Origin of the sequence: Bacillus sp. TH25 (assembly GCF_016650935.1) — a bacterium.
Taxonomy (GTDB): Bacteria; Bacillota; Bacilli; order Bacillales; family Bacillaceae_G; genus Bacillus_A; species Bacillus_A mycoides.
Genome location: NZ_JAEKEU010000039.1, coordinates 496,658 through 511,510 on the forward strand (window position 1 = coordinate 496,658; position 14,853 = coordinate 511,510).

13 protein-coding genes, 1 pseudogene and 1 other annotated feature (1 of these 15 running past the window's edge) are annotated in these 14,853 nt (G+C 34.6%); of the genes and pseudogenes, 7 read left to right on the forward strand and 7 right to left on the reverse strand.

Going from position 1 to position 14,853, the window contains the following annotated elements:
* Nucleotides 1-104 (reverse strand) — a binding site (T-box leader); it reaches 126 nt to the left of the window's first position.
* A gap of 70 nt (nt 105-174) precedes the next feature.
* Nucleotides 175-2,922, reverse strand: a complete 2,748-nt coding sequence (locus JFT89_RS26405; protein WP_016096089.1) for a S8 family peptidase — start codon at nt 2,920-2,922, stop codon at nt 175-177.
* 228 nt (nt 2,923-3,150) lie between these two features.
* Here JFT89_RS26405 and JFT89_RS26410 point away from each other — a divergent pair, with 228 nt between their 5' ends.
* Nucleotides 3,151-4,389, forward strand: a complete 1,239-nt coding sequence (locus JFT89_RS26410; RefSeq protein ID WP_016096090.1) for a TolB family protein — start codon at nt 3,151-3,153, stop codon at nt 4,387-4,389.
* 43 nt (nt 4,390-4,432) lie between these two features.
* Here the strand turns inward: JFT89_RS26410 and JFT89_RS26415 are convergent, their stop codons facing one another.
* The 3 genes from JFT89_RS26415 to JFT89_RS26425 form a co-directional block, all read right to left on the reverse strand.
* Nucleotides 4,433-4,555: a DUF4023 domain-containing protein gene (locus JFT89_RS26415; protein ID WP_000071861.1), complete on the reverse strand. Its 123-nt coding sequence runs from the start codon at nt 4,553-4,555 to the stop codon at nt 4,433-4,435.
* 273 nt (nt 4,556-4,828) lie between these two features.
* The gene (locus JFT89_RS26420) at nt 4,829-5,914 is read right to left on the reverse strand and encodes an RNA-guided endonuclease TnpB family protein (protein WP_033707199.1); all 1,086 of its coding nucleotides are present in this window, start codon (nt 5,912-5,914) and stop codon (nt 4,829-4,831) included.
* 285 nt (nt 5,915-6,199) lie between these two features.
* Nucleotides 6,200-6,538: a hypothetical protein gene (locus tag JFT89_RS26425; protein ID WP_002067294.1), complete on the reverse strand. Its 339-nt coding sequence runs from the start codon at nt 6,536-6,538 to the stop codon at nt 6,200-6,202.
* A 168-nt stretch (nt 6,539-6,706) separates the two neighbouring features.
* Between JFT89_RS26425 and JFT89_RS26430 the strand changes: the two genes are divergently transcribed.
* From JFT89_RS26430 to JFT89_RS26435, 3 genes and pseudogenes are all read left to right on the forward strand, one after another.
* Nucleotides 6,707-7,282 (forward strand): histidine phosphatase family protein, encoded by a 576-nt coding sequence (locus JFT89_RS26430; RefSeq protein WP_002067296.1) that lies wholly within the window; start codon nt 6,707-6,709, stop codon nt 7,280-7,282.
* Between the two features lie 8 nt (nt 7,283-7,290).
* A pseudogene (locus JFT89_RS30415) lies at nt 7,291-7,625 on the forward strand (delta-aminolevulinic acid dehydratase); the annotation flags it as partial.
* A 264-nt stretch (nt 7,626-7,889) separates the two neighbouring features.
* Entirely contained in the window at nt 7,890-8,390 is a 501-nt protein-coding gene (locus JFT89_RS26435) for a DoxX family protein (RefSeq protein ID WP_002145675.1), read from the forward strand.
* A gap of 36 nt (nt 8,391-8,426) precedes the next feature.
* Here JFT89_RS26435 and JFT89_RS26440 read toward each other — a convergent pair whose 3' ends face one another.
* Both JFT89_RS26440 and JFT89_RS26445 read right to left on the reverse strand, forming a co-directional pair.
* A complete protein-coding gene (locus JFT89_RS26440; RefSeq protein WP_016096091.1) occupies nt 8,427-9,311 on the reverse strand; it encodes an alpha/beta fold hydrolase in 885 nt (294 codons plus the stop codon).
* Nucleotides 9,312-9,326: 15 nt separating this feature from the next.
* Nucleotides 9,327-10,166 (reverse strand): GNAT family N-acetyltransferase, encoded by an 840-nt coding sequence (locus JFT89_RS26445; RefSeq protein ID WP_016096092.1) that lies wholly within the window; start codon nt 10,164-10,166, stop codon nt 9,327-9,329.
* Between the two features lie 269 nt (nt 10,167-10,435).
* Here JFT89_RS26445 and JFT89_RS26450 point away from each other — a divergent pair, with 269 nt between their 5' ends.
* Together JFT89_RS26450 and JFT89_RS26455 are read left to right on the forward strand one after the other, a co-directional pair.
* Nucleotides 10,436-11,821, forward strand: a complete 1,386-nt coding sequence (locus tag JFT89_RS26450; RefSeq protein WP_002067306.1) for an alkaline phosphatase — start codon at nt 10,436-10,438, stop codon at nt 11,819-11,821.
* 54 nt (nt 11,822-11,875) lie between these two features.
* Nucleotides 11,876-12,340 (forward strand): hypothetical protein, encoded by a 465-nt coding sequence (locus JFT89_RS26455; RefSeq protein ID WP_016096093.1) that lies wholly within the window; start codon nt 11,876-11,878, stop codon nt 12,338-12,340.
* Nucleotides 12,341-12,368: 28 nt separating this feature from the next.
* Here JFT89_RS26455 and JFT89_RS26460 read toward each other — a convergent pair whose 3' ends face one another.
* Nucleotides 12,369-13,019 carry a GTP pyrophosphokinase gene (locus tag JFT89_RS26460; protein WP_002067312.1) on the reverse strand — a complete coding sequence of 217 codons (651 nt, stop codon included), beginning with the start codon at nt 13,017-13,019 and terminating at the stop codon, nt 12,369-12,371.
* A gap of 304 nt (nt 13,020-13,323) precedes the next feature.
* On the opposite strand from JFT89_RS26460, the gene JFT89_RS26465 reads away from it, so the two are divergent.
* The gene (locus tag JFT89_RS26465) at nt 13,324-14,820 is read left to right on the forward strand and encodes a YcdB/YcdC domain-containing protein (protein ID WP_016096095.1); all 1,497 of its coding nucleotides are present in this window, start codon (nt 13,324-13,326) and stop codon (nt 14,818-14,820) included.
* Nucleotides 14,821-14,853 lie beyond the last annotated feature (33 nt).

Consider the following 14,853-nt stretch of genomic DNA (forward strand, 5'->3'; position numbering starts at 1 on the left):
TCCAGAATTGTAATTCACGCTTGTATATGTACTGATTCACACCAACCATCAGTTCTCTGAGACAGGGATATAAGTCGCTACTAGTATTCCTTCAAAGCCGATATATAATTCGTTCAACTAAACTATGTTTTGTATTATAAAACTATATTTAAAAGCTTGTCAACAATAATTTTATTATTTCACTTCTAAATCGACGTTTAAATTAGATTTATTTCCAGCTGCATCGGTTGCTACAATATGAGTTGTATTCTTTCCTTGTTGTAATTGACTACGATCGAAATAAATTTCATAGTTTTTCTCCCAAGGATTTAGGTATGCACTTTCCCATGCTCCATTTCCGTTAATTTCATACTGTATCGTTATGGGATGTCCTGGAGCAACCCATCCGGATTCTGTCATCCAATCCAAAAGTATATCATCTACTTTACCTCTAATTACGAGGTTTTCTTGATCTACTTCAGACGATAATTTCGGTGCAGTACGATCGACAAACACAGCTCCTGTCTGTTTCGTTTCTCCACCAGAGTTAGAAGCAACAGCTTCGATTTGGTATAAGCCATCAGGCAGAGGGGATCCATCAGTTTTTGTACCATTCCATTTGAAAGATTTATAACCAGGTGTTTCGTTTTTACCTTGATACACCATACCTTGATATGTTACTCGGTCTTTCGTAATTAAATTAGCATGAAACGTTACATCCTCAACTGGTGTAACTAAATAGTAATTGATAAGGTTGTCATCTAGTATTCGGTCATTATTTGGACTGAAAGTAGAATTAACAATTTCAAGGCCATCAATACGTTTGTATTCTTTCGGATCAATGCTAAATGTAAATGGAATACGCATTTCTTCAGTCTTCCCTTGCTCTTTTACATATAGATTTCCTGTATATACACCTTGTGGTAAGGAGCTATCTACAGTAATTGTAAAAGGCTTTTCGATGTTACTATTAGGTTTTACACTAACAGAAGAAGAGAAAGAAGTTTGAACTTTCGTTTTTGTATCTAATAGTTCAATACGAGTTGAAAAGTTTTTCTTTTTGCTAGAAAGATTTTGCAATGTAATATTTTGTGTTAATTTTACTTTTCCGCTATTCGGTTTAATTAGACCGAAACTTACATTGTTTGGTGTAACTAATGCATCCGCTTTTACTGCTTTTGGAATATTAATTAAACCGGATCCTTGTGCCATCACAGGATATGTATTTTCATTTACGTCTTTTAATGTTTTTGCTGTATTGGCAAGAGATGATTTTAATTGTTCTGTCGTCCAATCAGGATGCATTTGACGTAATAGAGCAACTGCCCCCGTTACTTGCGGTGCAGCCATACTTGTCCCATTGTGAGATTCATAGCCACCTCTTGGTACTGTACTTGTAATTTGCACGCCAGGTGCAACAACATCAGGCTTTATAAGCCAACTTCCTTGCGATGGTCCCCTTGAACTAAAGTTCCCAATAAGTTCTGTTTGGTTTGGTTGTCCAATTTTTATATTTTTCTTGCGCTTTGTAATTAAATTTTTCAACTCTTCACCATTCGTATTGGATAGTTGCATAACTGGAAGAGCTACTTCTTCACGTCCAAAATATTCAGGCATAATATTAATTTCTTTTTCGTTAGAAATTAGTAGCACGCCGAGAGCGCCAGCTTGTTTTGCTTGTTCTGCTTTTACTAACGTGCTCGAAGTTCCTTGCAAGACAAGAGCGAACTTACCTTTGACATCTTGTTTAGCGTAATCACTTGGATTACCGTATCCAACATATACAAGTTGGGCATCGTTTCCTACTTGGAAATCCGATTTTGATAAAGGTAATCCTTGGTAAGATTTATTGGAACCAGCTACTTGGAATGTTGGAAACGGAATAGAAACTGTAGATGCTCCAACAGAGATGACACTACTTGCATTACCAGGAGCGTCAACAGACCAAGGTTTTGGTCCATCATTTCCATTTGAGACGACCGCAGTAACACCAAGTTTTGCTGCGCGTTCTAACGTCATTGTTACAGGTTGATCAGGTACATTCAAATCTTGACCAAGAGATAGATTTAAAACATCGGCACCATCTTGAATAGCGTGCTCAATACCTTGAATAATATCATCGGTCGTACCAGTACCACCATCATTCATGACACGGTAAGCGAGTATAGAAGCATTCGGAGCGATCCCCTTTATTTTTCCGTTACCAGCAATAATTCCAGCAACATGGGTACCGTGGACGTTTCCATCCATCGGATCATTATCTTCATCGACTGTATCATAGCCACCGATATAATTTGCTTGTAAATCAGGGTGGGTATAGTCTACACCTGAATCGATAATAGCGACTTTCATTCCTTTTCCATCAAGGGGTTTGCCAGTTGGATCTTTTAAATTCCAAGCTTCAGGTGCACCAACTGTAGGGCCCCCAACGTTTGGTGTTGCTTGATCTGCTGGGTTTTTTGATGTTTCATGTAACTTATATGTTAAGTTCGGATAAATTGCTTTTACTTCAGGTAAAGAAGCTAAAGCAGCAATTTGATCTCCGGGGATAGAAATAGAAAATCCAGAAAATAATGTACTATATGTTTCTTTTATCGTTGCCTTCGGTGCTTTTTCTTTAATTTTCTTTGTTGTATCCTCTTGTGCCTTTTTTAGTTGCGCATGGTATGATTGCACATTGCTATTTTTTAAATCTGGAGCATGCTGAATGTTACTTTGTGAAGCGAGTGGAGCATGTTGCAATTCTACAATGACTGAAATTTCTTTTGATGTTTTTGTTTCAACATTTTGCGCGATTTTATTTTCTCCCCATTGCTCAATATTCGCTTTTAACTGTGGACTAAATTGCTTCTCTTTTTGCAGTGACTCAGCATGGGCGCTTAAAGCTCCAAAACTCGAAAAGACGAGCGCCATACTTAATAGTGTAGATGTAGTTTTTTTCATTGAAACTCCCCCTAATAAAAAGTGCTAATATTCCGAAAAATTATCTTACATTTTTATCATTAAATATAAAAACGAATGTTGGCTAAACTATATTTTCGACATAATTCATACCAATCCTCTTTGAATTGAAAATTTCTCGGGAAATTTTTGGGGATTATGTCGAATGGATATTTTTCACATATTGTAGGTGGAAAGTGAGGAATGCTATGAGGGAAATGGGGGTGCTATATGAAAAGATTTATAGTAAGTGGAATCGTGATTCTGTGCCTTTTTTTATGTTTAACTTCTATTACTAGCGCAGAAAATAATGGAGTAAAAGTTGCTTTTATTCGTAATCATAATCTATGGGTTAAAATCGATGAGAAAGAAAAACAAATTACAAAAGGAGAGTACATAACAGGGCCGAAATGGTCACATAATGGAGAATGGCTTGCATATGCAAAAGGAAAGAAGCGAAATCATTTGGAACTGTATCGGCTGAAAGATGGAAAGAAAGTTACACCATCTCAATCAGAAGCATCGAATTATCAATGGTCACCAACAGAGAATATAATTGCCTTTGTATTTGCACGTACATTAAATATATTTGATGCTGAAAAAAAGAAAGCAGATTTTGAAAATGTAGCCAATGGTGTAGGTGACTATGCATGGTATCCTGATGGTAAGAAGTTTCTTGTATCATCAGAAGCGTACTTGCTTCCAACAGGATGGACAGGTGCTCAGTTATATGAAATACAAAAGGATGCAAATATGAATCCTCATAAGATGAAACATTTATATGCACTACCGAATGAGCATGATGACTTTTTAGCATTAGTCGGAAGTGGATTTAAGTGGTCGCCAGATCAAAAATGGATTTCGTTTTTGGCAGTACCAACAGCTTCTTTGTCAGCGGATAGTAATACACTTTGCTTAATCCGAACAGACGGCAATCGTTTTGAAACAGTAGATCAAATGTTATTAAACACACAATGGTTCAAATGGGCGCCATCAAAAAATATATTAGCCTATATTGAAGGAAGCGGGAGAGTTGCTTTAGAGAATAAGCATTTAAAAATAAAAGAATTGCCGGCTCTCCAGCAAAATACATTTACTCCAAAAGGCTATGTTGATTGGGATTTCACATGGAAGAACGATAATGTAATTATCGTTTCAAGGGCAAAGGAAGCAGAGCTATCGGTCCCTCTAGAAAAAAGACCACTACCATCTTTATATGCAGTAAATAGTATAAACGATGAACAAAATCAAATTACAAAGCCATCAAATAGCCAAGGTGATTATAACCCTATTTTTATTAAGAAGAGCAACCAATTAATGTGGCTCCGTTCAAATCGTAAGAAAGCTGATGTATGGCTTGCTCATAGCGATGGGAAATATGAAAAGAAGTGGATTGAAAATATAGATGTGCCAGAGTGGTATTATGAGAAATGGAATTGGGAAGATGTCGTTTCGGTTAAAGACGAGTAAAAAAACCTGCCTAAAATATAATTTTTAGGCAGGTTTTTCAATGTTATTTATGTGTTTTATTTGGCTTTTTTTTCGCGGGGTTCCCGTTTCCTTGGCGCTTTCTATTTTGTTCATCTTTTGCTTGTTTTTCATGTAATGTATCTAAAAAATCATTTGAGTTACTCATTTTTATATCTCTCCTTTTTTCATTGCGTCCTAGTTACTATAACCATTTAGGAGGAAAATCATGAGATAAAAGTTAAGCGCTTAGTTTTCTTCGGTAGTATAAGTAAAATAGTCCATACTTGAGACTCCCACGACTAAAGTCGCAAGCCCGAATCCTTACGGATTTACGGGTGGGATTCTTGAATGACTAAGCGTTCGCAATCCATTTCTGCTTTGAACAGCCTTCAAGATAAGGGCATCTCATTGCCCCTCCTAAACCAGACCATAAAGGTGCTTAGGCTGATTGACTGTTACCATCAATCACAGTTGCGCAGCGAATATTCATCGCTCCAACGATATCACGATGTGTCTTAAACCCACATGGACACTTATATTTTCTATCTTGAGCCTTATTCTTTTTAGCACATTTCGGACAACTTTGACTTGTATAAGCTGGATTCACATATTCAATCTGAATACCAGCTATCATTGCTTTATACGAAATAAATTGTGACAAACGATAGAATGACCAAGTGTGTAGGTTTTTTTCGTTTTTACGGCTTGTTCTTGCCGTCTGTCTTATATTCGTTAGTTGTTCTAATCGAATGACAGAAATATGATTTGCAATCGCAAAATTAATAATCTCACGACTTATTTTGTGATCTTTATCTTGCATCCATCTTTGCTCTTTATCATCCATTCGCCGAATGGCTTTCACCTTTTTGTCTTTTCCTAACTTCTTACGAACACTACGAAACTTACGCTTCTTATATTTATTGTGCCTACCACTCCCAAAGAAACGAACCTTATCATCATCTGTGATTGCTACCGCGGGGACCTTGAGACCTAAGTCTACGCCTAAAATTTTCGTTCCTGTCCTTTTATTGATAGGAAGTGTGACAGATATTTGGGCTATCCATTTATTCGATTTCTTTGTGATGCGAAGTGTACCTAATTTATGTTTTAACAGATTCAGATTACGATTGTTTTTATCACTTAATAAAGCTCGGATTTTTACACGAGTCGACTTTCCATTTACCTTAAATGGGATTGAAATATAAGTAGGTTCAAATGAATAATTTTGATTGTTCCATACACAAACAGGTCTCTTTAGAATTGGGATGATTTTATAATGGCTTTTCTTTACTTTTGTAGCAAACAAACTTTTCGCATCTTTAATCGCTTGATTTTTCACTGCACTTGGGATATTTGCTTCAATATCTTTTGTGCTTTTTTTCGTACTTTTCTTTGCTTCCACCATTTCCGATACAAGTGTATTTATAACTTTTATATATTCTTGACTGCTTTGTTCCAATAAACAGATTTGTCCTTTTGTTGGAATCAATTTCACTTTCACTGTTACTGTTAGGGTCTGTGACATACGTTTCATCCCCTTGTTTTTTTGATTTTCAACATCGTGTTCATCTGATACATTTCTAGCAATCATAACAAAATCAGAACGTGTTTATAAACTTTACAACTGCATGAAACGAGGAGATCTTCCTCTCAAACACTTTGAAATATTCTTCTATCATCATTTATTCTAGTTATATCATTTATTTTCGAAAGATTCCAATAAAACCCCGAAGAAACCACCTATACTTTGGATACTTAAAGTACCACGAACCTTGCGATTTTTAGTGGTACTCCGTATCCAACCTCACTTTCATCCCATGCCTAAAGGCGATGGGCTTTCTTGTTCGGGAAAAGCTGTAATGAATAACATAAGTAAAACTTGTAACTCTACATTTTCTTTTAAAATAGTTGCGACAGAAGATGGTAAGTAAGGGGATGTATCGCTCGTTCCTAAACCTAACCATTTGTTTAAGAGGTTCATGATACAAAATATGAAAACACCGGACCAGCTTGTGATAATTGCTTTTTGCTTAATTTTTGTTTCACGTTCATCATCTGTAATCCAAGGATTAGCAGTTTTATCACTATTAAAAAAGCCATTTATGTATCCCCATATGATCATTCCGATAAAGATGATAATCCATTTCATATTTGTAATTCTCCTCTTCTTGTAAAAAGTATTTTACATAAATAATTGTAATATTTTCCAAACGTTGATGTCAAACGCTTTTTATAATCTACTTTTAAAATAGCAGGAGTAAAGAAAAAAATAGGGAAGAAATATGTGAGACTATTTCATAGTGAGAGGAAGAGGAGAATGAAACTTGTCTTTGTTCGGCATGGTGAAGGTGAGCATACGAAAGATTTACCATTAAGTTTACAAGCGGTGAATCCGCCATTGACGGGCGTGGGAAAGAAGCAGGCTAAATTGCTTCAGTGCGATGTGCCATTACAAGAAAAGGATATATTAATCGCTAGTCCTACACGTCGAACTTTACAAACTGCGACAATATGGAGTGCGGAAGTTGCTTGTCAAAAAATTGTTCACCCATATATATCCCCGCGTATTTTTCCTTATCGGGAATCCGCCAAAACATTACCGTGCGATCAATTGTTAGATCGAAAGATAATACAAAATTTATTTCCACATTTTTCATTAGAAGAAAGTAGAAATGAATTGTTATGGAATGAGGGAGTCAATATCATCTCGGAGATGGAATTTCAACAAATAGTAGATGAATTTCTGCACTGGTGCTATCAGTTAAAAGCAGAAAAAATTTGTATCGTTTCACATGATGGAACAATTACAGCGTATAGGCAATATTTACATAAAGTCGCTTTAACTAGAGCTGATTTTTTGAAAGAAACGGGTATATATGAAATGGACTTATAGGAGTAGGATTTGTAATGGAAGAGTTAGGAGAAGATGTGTATGACTTAAATGAGCAGAGAGTATACTTTAACGTAGCGAAAATTAAGTAATATGCAAAATTGCATATTACACATATTTTAAATGGTTGGTGTAAGTCTGGGGAGTTGAAACTAGTAGAATTCATTTTACATAATGATGCAAAATCGCATGTTAGATAGATAGATTATGTAGATGGAAATGTAGCATTTATATTTACAATACGCTTATTTTACGGGTTTATTAACCATAAAAAACGTTAGAAGAGGCTTTTCAAGAAGCAAGAGTAATCGATGAGGAGACGCATACATTTCGATTATATAAATAGCATGAAACACATTTGTTCTATATTCGAATAAATGTGTTTCACATTTAACTCACAGTTTTTTTACATTTTATTCAATGAAAATGATTATCACCTGTGGTATGATATGTTCAAGTTTTTACAGGTAATAAAAGTTACTATATAAACGTTAGTTTTTAATGTTTAATATGTATGTCACAAATTATTCATAATTAACGTTTGAAAAATAAGTAACTAATGTTATTATATTATCTGTAACTGACTTAATTACACCTTTAGGAGGAAGATATGGTTATTCAATTTTTAAGAGAAAACAAAGCAGTTTCTTTTGTATTAGCAGTAATTCGAGTATATCTTGGTTACACATGGTTAATGGCTGGAATCGGTAAACTACAAGGAAAAGGATTCGATGCAACGGGTTATTTACAAGGTGCAATTGAAAAATCTAAAGGAGCACAACCGGCTGTTCAATCTTGGTGGGCATCATTTTTACAAGAATTTGCAATTCCAAATGTAGATCTGTTTAATACACTTGTAACATGGGGAGAAATTTTAGTTGGAATTGGTTTAATTGTAGGCTGTTTAACAAAAACAGCGGTCTTTTTTGGTCTTTTAATGAACTTTTCCTATATGTTTAGTGGGTCAATTGGTGTGAACCCTGAGATGGTTATCTTATCTATGTTCGTTCTTGTTTCCGGTATGAATGCTGGGAAATTTGGAATGGATGGTTTCGTTATCCCGAAAGTATTGGGATCAAAAACTCAAAATCGTCAAAAGCAAGCTGCTTAATATATGAAAACGGGTATCTCAACATGAGATACCCGTTTATTTTTCAGCATTTATAGGATTTTTCTCGAAGAAATCTTTTACATACCCTACAAATTCTTGTGGCTCTTGACGAAATGGAGCATGATAACCTTTTTCAATAATATGGAAAGTGCTATTTTTTAAGAATTGATGATAAGTTTCTCCCTCTTTCCAAGAAACGCTACTATCATTTTTTCCCCATATAATTAAAGTTGGTTGTTTTATTTCATTTGCATTGATTTGAAGACGTCTAGGCCACAACTTCATTTTATTATAATGTTCCTCATCATTGCGCTTGAATTTAACTTTGCTCTCATCATAATCTGCAATAGAAGAAATGGCACTTAAATCAGTCGACAACTTTGGTTTTGGTGAACCTTGTTTATTAACGAACGTATGAGGGCCGCCTGTAGCATCAGTTAAAATAAGGTGGGTAACCGCTTCAGGGTATAAATATGTTAAATTAAGAGAAATTTCTCCGCCCATCGAATGTCCCAGTATTGCGAATGAGTCATACCCTAGTTTTTTCATTAACTTATAATACAAATTTGCATGAGTTGGGAAAGAATAATAAAAATCCATCGGCTTAGAGGAACGTCCGAACCCTAAAGCATCAATAGAAATAATCGTATGATCTTTTGCTAAATCTGAGTAAATCTTTTGAAAACCATCGGATGATCCTCCAAATCCATGGATCATAAGTAAAGGTGGTTTTTCATCACCAATCTTTTTAAAGTAAATCGTTTGACCATCTATCTCTACCATTTTTTCCTCGGTAGCTAGTTTCGCTGTAATTGTATTTTTAACTTGTTTTACTTGTTCTACTGGCTTTTCTGCTGCACTACATCCTACTAATAGTGTAAGAGTAAGACAACCTACCATAAAATAGCTAAATCGCTTCAATTAGGTGTCCCCTTTCTAACATAACGCTGCATCTATCATAGCAAATAGCATATTACGATTTCCAGGAAGTTGATTACCATTCTTTATCATAAGAGGTGAAAGGAGCGTTTCCTGGAAATTTGCTGTTTGAAGAAATTGGCGGAAAATGAATTGTGAATGCGGAACATCAATGCGTATTGTCCCATTCCACGATTTACAAATCATTTCTAATAACTGAATAGAGTCTTTTTCTTTTTTTGAAATAAGTGGAGTGATGCATAGTACATCTCCTTTTTGTATGCATAAAGCAAAAGCATCTATTTGATTATCCCGTTCTATTTTAAAGGAGTAAGTTGCTCTCGATAGTAGTGATGAATAAAGCTTAGAACGATATGCACCAGTCGTAGTTTCATCAAGAGAAATTAGAGATTGAACATCCGTCTGCTGAATTTGTTTTATGGGAACAAAATTTGTATTTTTGTAAGTCGCTTGTTTTTCGAAACGATGAATGGTTGTTATTGATTGAAATCCATAAGATTCATATAAGGATTCACCAGCTTTTGTTGCAATGAGCGTAATAGGGAGCGATGGATGAGTTACTTTTAAGCTATTGTTTAACAAAATACGGCCAATTCCTTTTCTTTGAAAATCAGGATGCACGATTAACATACCGATAGAAGAAAATCCAGGGGCAAATGAAAAGACGCCGCCCGCTGCAATAAGTTTATTCTCATGTACATAGCCAAAAATTGTGCCAATGGAAAGGTACATATGGAATTGCTCTTTCATAAAAATCTCATGCTGTAACCACCCGACTGATTTGCAAAGAGAGAGTAAATCTGGAATGGAAGATTCGTCTAGTTTTACTGTTTTCATAAAGTTCACCATATTTCTATTTAAATTAGAAAAAATAAGAATAATATTACGAAATGTAAAATAATAGGTTCGTATTAAAAGAAATCCAACATGTTTATATTTTTCTTTGTAAAGGGGAGTATGCTTGATATGAAAAGACAAACTTATACAAATTATAACTGAAATTTACATAAGTTAACAAAAAATTTACATATAACTCATTTTCTCTTAACAGTCTTCTATTAAATTTGATAGTGGGAAATGAATAACCTAATTAGGGGGACAAGACAGTGAAAAAGTTTGTAAAAAAAGCATGGCCATTTGCAGTTGTGGCGTCGTTAGCAGTTACTTCGGTAGCAACATGGAATTTTACGCGTTCTAGTGAGGTTAATGCGGATGAGAACGGAAACAATGCAAAAATTAAAAATGTTATTGTATTAATTGGGGATGGTATGGGGCCTTCATATATGACAGCTCATCGTTATATGAAAGATAATCCAAAAACATTTGAGATGGAATCTACAGAATTTGATAAGCATCTTGTAGGAACACAAAAAACATATCCAGAAGATGAACATGAAAATATTACAGACTCTGCATCGGCAGCTACTGCGATGTCAGCAGGTATAAAAACATATAATGCAGCTATTGCAGTAGATAATGATAAAGCTGAAGTGAAAACAGTATTGGAGCAAGCGAAAGAAAAAGGGAAGTCAACGGGACTCGTTGCAACTTCTGAAATTACGCATGCAACACCAGCTGCATTCGGTGCACATGATATTAGTCGTAAAAATATGGATGCAATTGCAAATGATTACTTTGATGAGAAAATTAAAGATAAGCATAAAATAGATGTTATGCTTGGCGGTGGCGTAAATAACTTTGTTAGAAAAGACCGAAATCTTACAGAAGAATTTAAGAAGTCTGGTTATAGTTATGTAACAGATCGTAATCAATTATTAAATGATAAAAGCGATCAAGTTCTTGGTTTATTTGCACCAGGTGGTTTAGATAAAATGATTGATCGTACTGACAAAACACCTTCATTAGAAGAGATGACAAATGCAGCGATTGAGCGCTTGAACAAAAATAAAAATGGTTTCTTCTTAATGGTCGAAGGTAGTCAAATTGATTGGGCTGGACATGATAATGATATTGTCGGTGCAATGAGTGAAATGGAAGACTTCGAAAAAGCGTTTAAAGCAGCAATTGAGTTTGCGAAAAAAGATAAGAACACATTAGTTGTTGCAACTGCAGACCATGCTACTGGCGGATTATCTTTAGGTGCGAATGGTGAGTATAATTTTAAAGTAGATCCGATTAAAGCTGCGAAACGTACGCCAGACTTTATGGCAAATGAGATTGTAAAAGGTGCAAATGTAGAAGAAACATTGAAAAAGTATATTGATCTACAATTAACACCAGAAGAAATTAAAGCTGTAAATGATATAGCTCCATCAAAAGATGTAACAAAGATTGATAATGCAATTGAAGATATCTTCAATAAGCGTTCGGTTACAGGTTGGACAACGGGTGGACATACAGGTGAAGATGTGAACGTATATGCATTCGGACCAGGTAAATACTTATTCTCTGGCGTTCAAGAGAATACAAATATAGCTAAACGTGTCTTTGACATTGTTGGCGGCGGCGACCCGAATAAAGGAAGACGCTAATTATAAATGAAAGTGAGGCGAAATGCCTCACTTTTCTTTTTAGGAGATGGAAAGATGAGATTTTTTTTAGGGAAATTAAGATTCCTTCTAGTATTTGTATTATTGCTAGTTGGGTGTCAATCTCAAGAGAATAATATAGAACAAAAATCTGCTGAAAAAACTGAGGAAAAGGTACATATAACGAAAGAAGAAGAGAAATCCATTCAAGATGTTATTGAGGCATTTGTACGGACGACGAATGAAAAAAATCTTGCTGAACATATGGAGTTATTTTCAAAGAAGATGCCTAGTGCTGAAGACTTAAAAACACAAAAGGAAGCGGCATTTCAGAAGGGAAATAAGAAAATAGAATTAGAACATATGAATATGAAAGCTCGTAAAGGTGGGCTTGTTATTGTTGAAACGGCGGAAAAAGAAGTAGATGGAGGGGTTACTCTTCAGAAGAAAATGCAGTACGCACTTGGAAAAGAAGAAGAAGGGTGGAAGATTGAAGAGGTTCGTACGATAGAGAAGAAATAAAAAAAGGTTCTCATAGGAGAGAACCTTTTTATAGTGGTAATAAAATTTGATTTGAACATGCTTCAATGTCATCAATATCTTGACGGATTGTTGCCATCTTATTATCGAGGTCTTCAGCTTTCATAGCAGCGTCATGTAGTTCATCTTTCAAATAGTCAGGTATATTTCCTTCATATTTGTAGTAAAGTTTATGTTCTAAACTTGCCCAAAAGTCCATGGCAAGTGTACGTAATTGAATTTCTGCAAAGACATCTTTCGTACCAGAATTTAGTGACAATGGATATTTTATTATCATATGCAAACTTTTATAGCCATTTCCTTTTGGATTAGCAATATAATCTTTTACTTCTACAATTTCCATGTCTCCACGATTTTCAATAACTTTTTTTAAATGATAAATATCTTCTACAAAGCAACATGTAATACGGATGCCAATAATATCTTGTAATTGTGTTTGAGCATTTTCAACTGTTGGTGATAAGTTTTTACGCTCAAGCTTTCTAATGATACTTTCGGGTTGTTTAAGTCTTGTTTTTATATGTTCAAACGGGTTGTAGTCTTCTAAAAATTGAGCTTCCCGGTTCATAATTTCAAATTTAGTTTTTAACTCTTCTAAAGCGAATGTATAAGGTAATACAAAAGCTTTCCAGTAGTTAACGGTTGATTGATTATATTCCATTTATATACACACCTTTTCTTATTTACAAGTGAAGTTGTTACTATACTAAACACCAAATCATGTAGGCGCAAGCAGCAAATGATGAGATCATAAAGCGATATTTAGTTTTCATCTTTTCAACCCCTTTCAAATAAAATTATATATGAATAAACGTCATTGTTAGTAATTTCACTATGTACAATTCTTATAGTAATAGATTCATGTGAAATTCGTATGAACTAATTGTTTCAGCTTTTTGTCTTTTTGTTAATGATTTTTGGTTTTGTTTGTTATAATTACCTTAAATTGTAATAAGGGAGAGGGTATGATGAATCCAAAAGATAAAAAAAGAAAAGAGCAAGTGGCTCATATTATTGAAATTCCAGATGAATATAGGCTTGTTGTAGATGATCAAGAAGGAGTGGATGATCCGTATCATCTATTATGGTGGGGGCATAAAGAGGATGAGGAGAAAAAGATACAAATTACATTAAATAGACATACGGGTAATTTATTTGAATTCAGGATAGATGATGAAAATTATTTTTCGAGTGATAAAGAAGTGATAGAGGAGAATAAGGCAAGAGAGATTGCAAATGTATTTATAAAAAAATATGTGGAAGAAGAATTAGAATTTTATACATATGTGTCAATTAAGGATGACTGGCGTGGTTGGAAAGAAATAAATTATATGCAAGAAGTGAGTGGATATCCATTGCCGGATACAGGATGTGTTGTGCGAGTTCATCCTTCAGGTAATGTTGTAAATTTCCGTTATAACGGAGGGGAAAGTATACAGGGAAAACCGTTATGGCCAATTGAAATTGTTGATGAGAACACGGTTTTAGATAACCTCAAGGCTAGACAAGATATAAGACTTGTATTTGCTGATTTAACATACTCCTCATTTGAATATGAAAGTGGAGAAGAAGTAAAAGGGTACCATCTTGTGTATGAGCCAGAACCTAGTCATGCGTTTATTGATGCAAGTACAAGTAAAGATTTGTTTGGCCCAGATCATTATAAATTGCCTCCAACTATAGCTGTTGAAAAACCGAAAAAAGGTAGCAGGCAAGATGATATATTTGATTTATTTGACTGGGATAAAGAAAGTTTTATAAAAGTAGCTGAGACGGAAAATGAAGATGGAATAAGGATGAAATTTGTTCCGAAAGAGGAATTACAAAAGCAGAAAGAAGAAAAAAATCCATATTTAATGAATGAATTCTTTAAAAAGCATTTACCGATGTTAAAATATAATAATTTAGTTGGCATTACGATTGATAAATCAACCAATGAATTAACTGGTTTTATAAAACTGGCAGACGATAAAGAAGTAAAACAAATACTGTCTAGAGAGGAATGTTTACAAAAAGCACTTCAATTTTTAGAACGAGTTATTCCAGATATCACACAATATCTTCGTCTTTGGGAAGAACGTGAAGAAGCAGAAGATGGGATTGAAAGATTTACCTTTTCCGTATATGTGAATGGGATTCCAATAGACTATATGCAATTTATGATCAACATCAATACAGAAAATGGTGCTGTGATGCACTACTCAGGAGAATCTAGCAACTTTATAAAAGAATTGCTCACATATGAAACAACACCAAAAGTGACAAAAGAAAAAGCGTTAGAAATATACAAAGAAGCCATCCGAGTTAAATTAGAATGGTATATAGATAATGATGCAGAGGAAACGGTATATCAATTACTGTATAAACAAACGACGGATGAAAATCATAAAGAGCCCTTCGATTGTAGTCGAGAAATTCGTTATATTGATGCCCACACTGGGGAAAAGATTTGGAGTAAATAAGTCTTTAAATAGGGAAAAAAGTCTTCGAGAGAA

What these genes read in the sequence shown, in the direction of transcription:
- JFT89_RS26405 (WP_016096089.1), bottom strand. Translation starts at nt 2,922, where the DNA reads ATGAAAAAAACTACATCTACACTATTAAGTATGGCGCTCGTCTTTTCG.
- JFT89_RS26455 (WP_016096093.1), top strand. Translation starts at nt 11,876, where the DNA reads ATGAGATTTTTTTTAGGGAAATTAAGATTCCTTCTAGTATTTGTATTA.
- JFT89_RS26410 (WP_016096090.1), top strand. Translation starts at nt 3,151, where the DNA reads ATGAAAAGATTTATAGTAAGTGGAATCGTGATTCTGTGCCTTTTTTTA.
- JFT89_RS26435 (WP_002145675.1), top strand. Translation starts at nt 7,890, where the DNA reads ATGGTTATTCAATTTTTAAGAGAAAACAAAGCAGTTTCTTTTGTATTA.
- JFT89_RS26445 (WP_016096092.1), bottom strand. Translation starts at nt 10,166, where the DNA reads ATGAAAACAGTAAAACTAGACGAATCTTCCATTCCAGATTTACTCTCT.
- JFT89_RS26430 (WP_002067296.1), top strand. Translation starts at nt 6,707, where the DNA reads ATGAAACTTGTCTTTGTTCGGCATGGTGAAGGTGAGCATACGAAAGAT.
- JFT89_RS26425 (WP_002067294.1), bottom strand. Translation starts at nt 6,538, where the DNA reads ATGAAATGGATTATCATCTTTATCGGAATGATCATATGGGGATACATA.
- JFT89_RS26460 (WP_002067312.1), bottom strand. Translation starts at nt 13,019, where the DNA reads ATGGAATATAATCAATCAACCGTTAACTACTGGAAAGCTTTTGTATTA.
- JFT89_RS26420 (WP_033707199.1), bottom strand. Translation starts at nt 5,914, where the DNA reads ATGTCACAGACCCTAACAGTAACAGTGAAAGTGAAATTGATTCCAACA.
- JFT89_RS26415 (WP_000071861.1), bottom strand. Translation starts at nt 4,555, where the DNA reads ATGAGTAACTCAAATGATTTTTTAGATACATTACATGAAAAACAAGCA.
- JFT89_RS26465 (WP_016096095.1), top strand. Translation starts at nt 13,324, where the DNA reads ATGATGAATCCAAAAGATAAAAAAAGAAAAGAGCAAGTGGCTCATATT.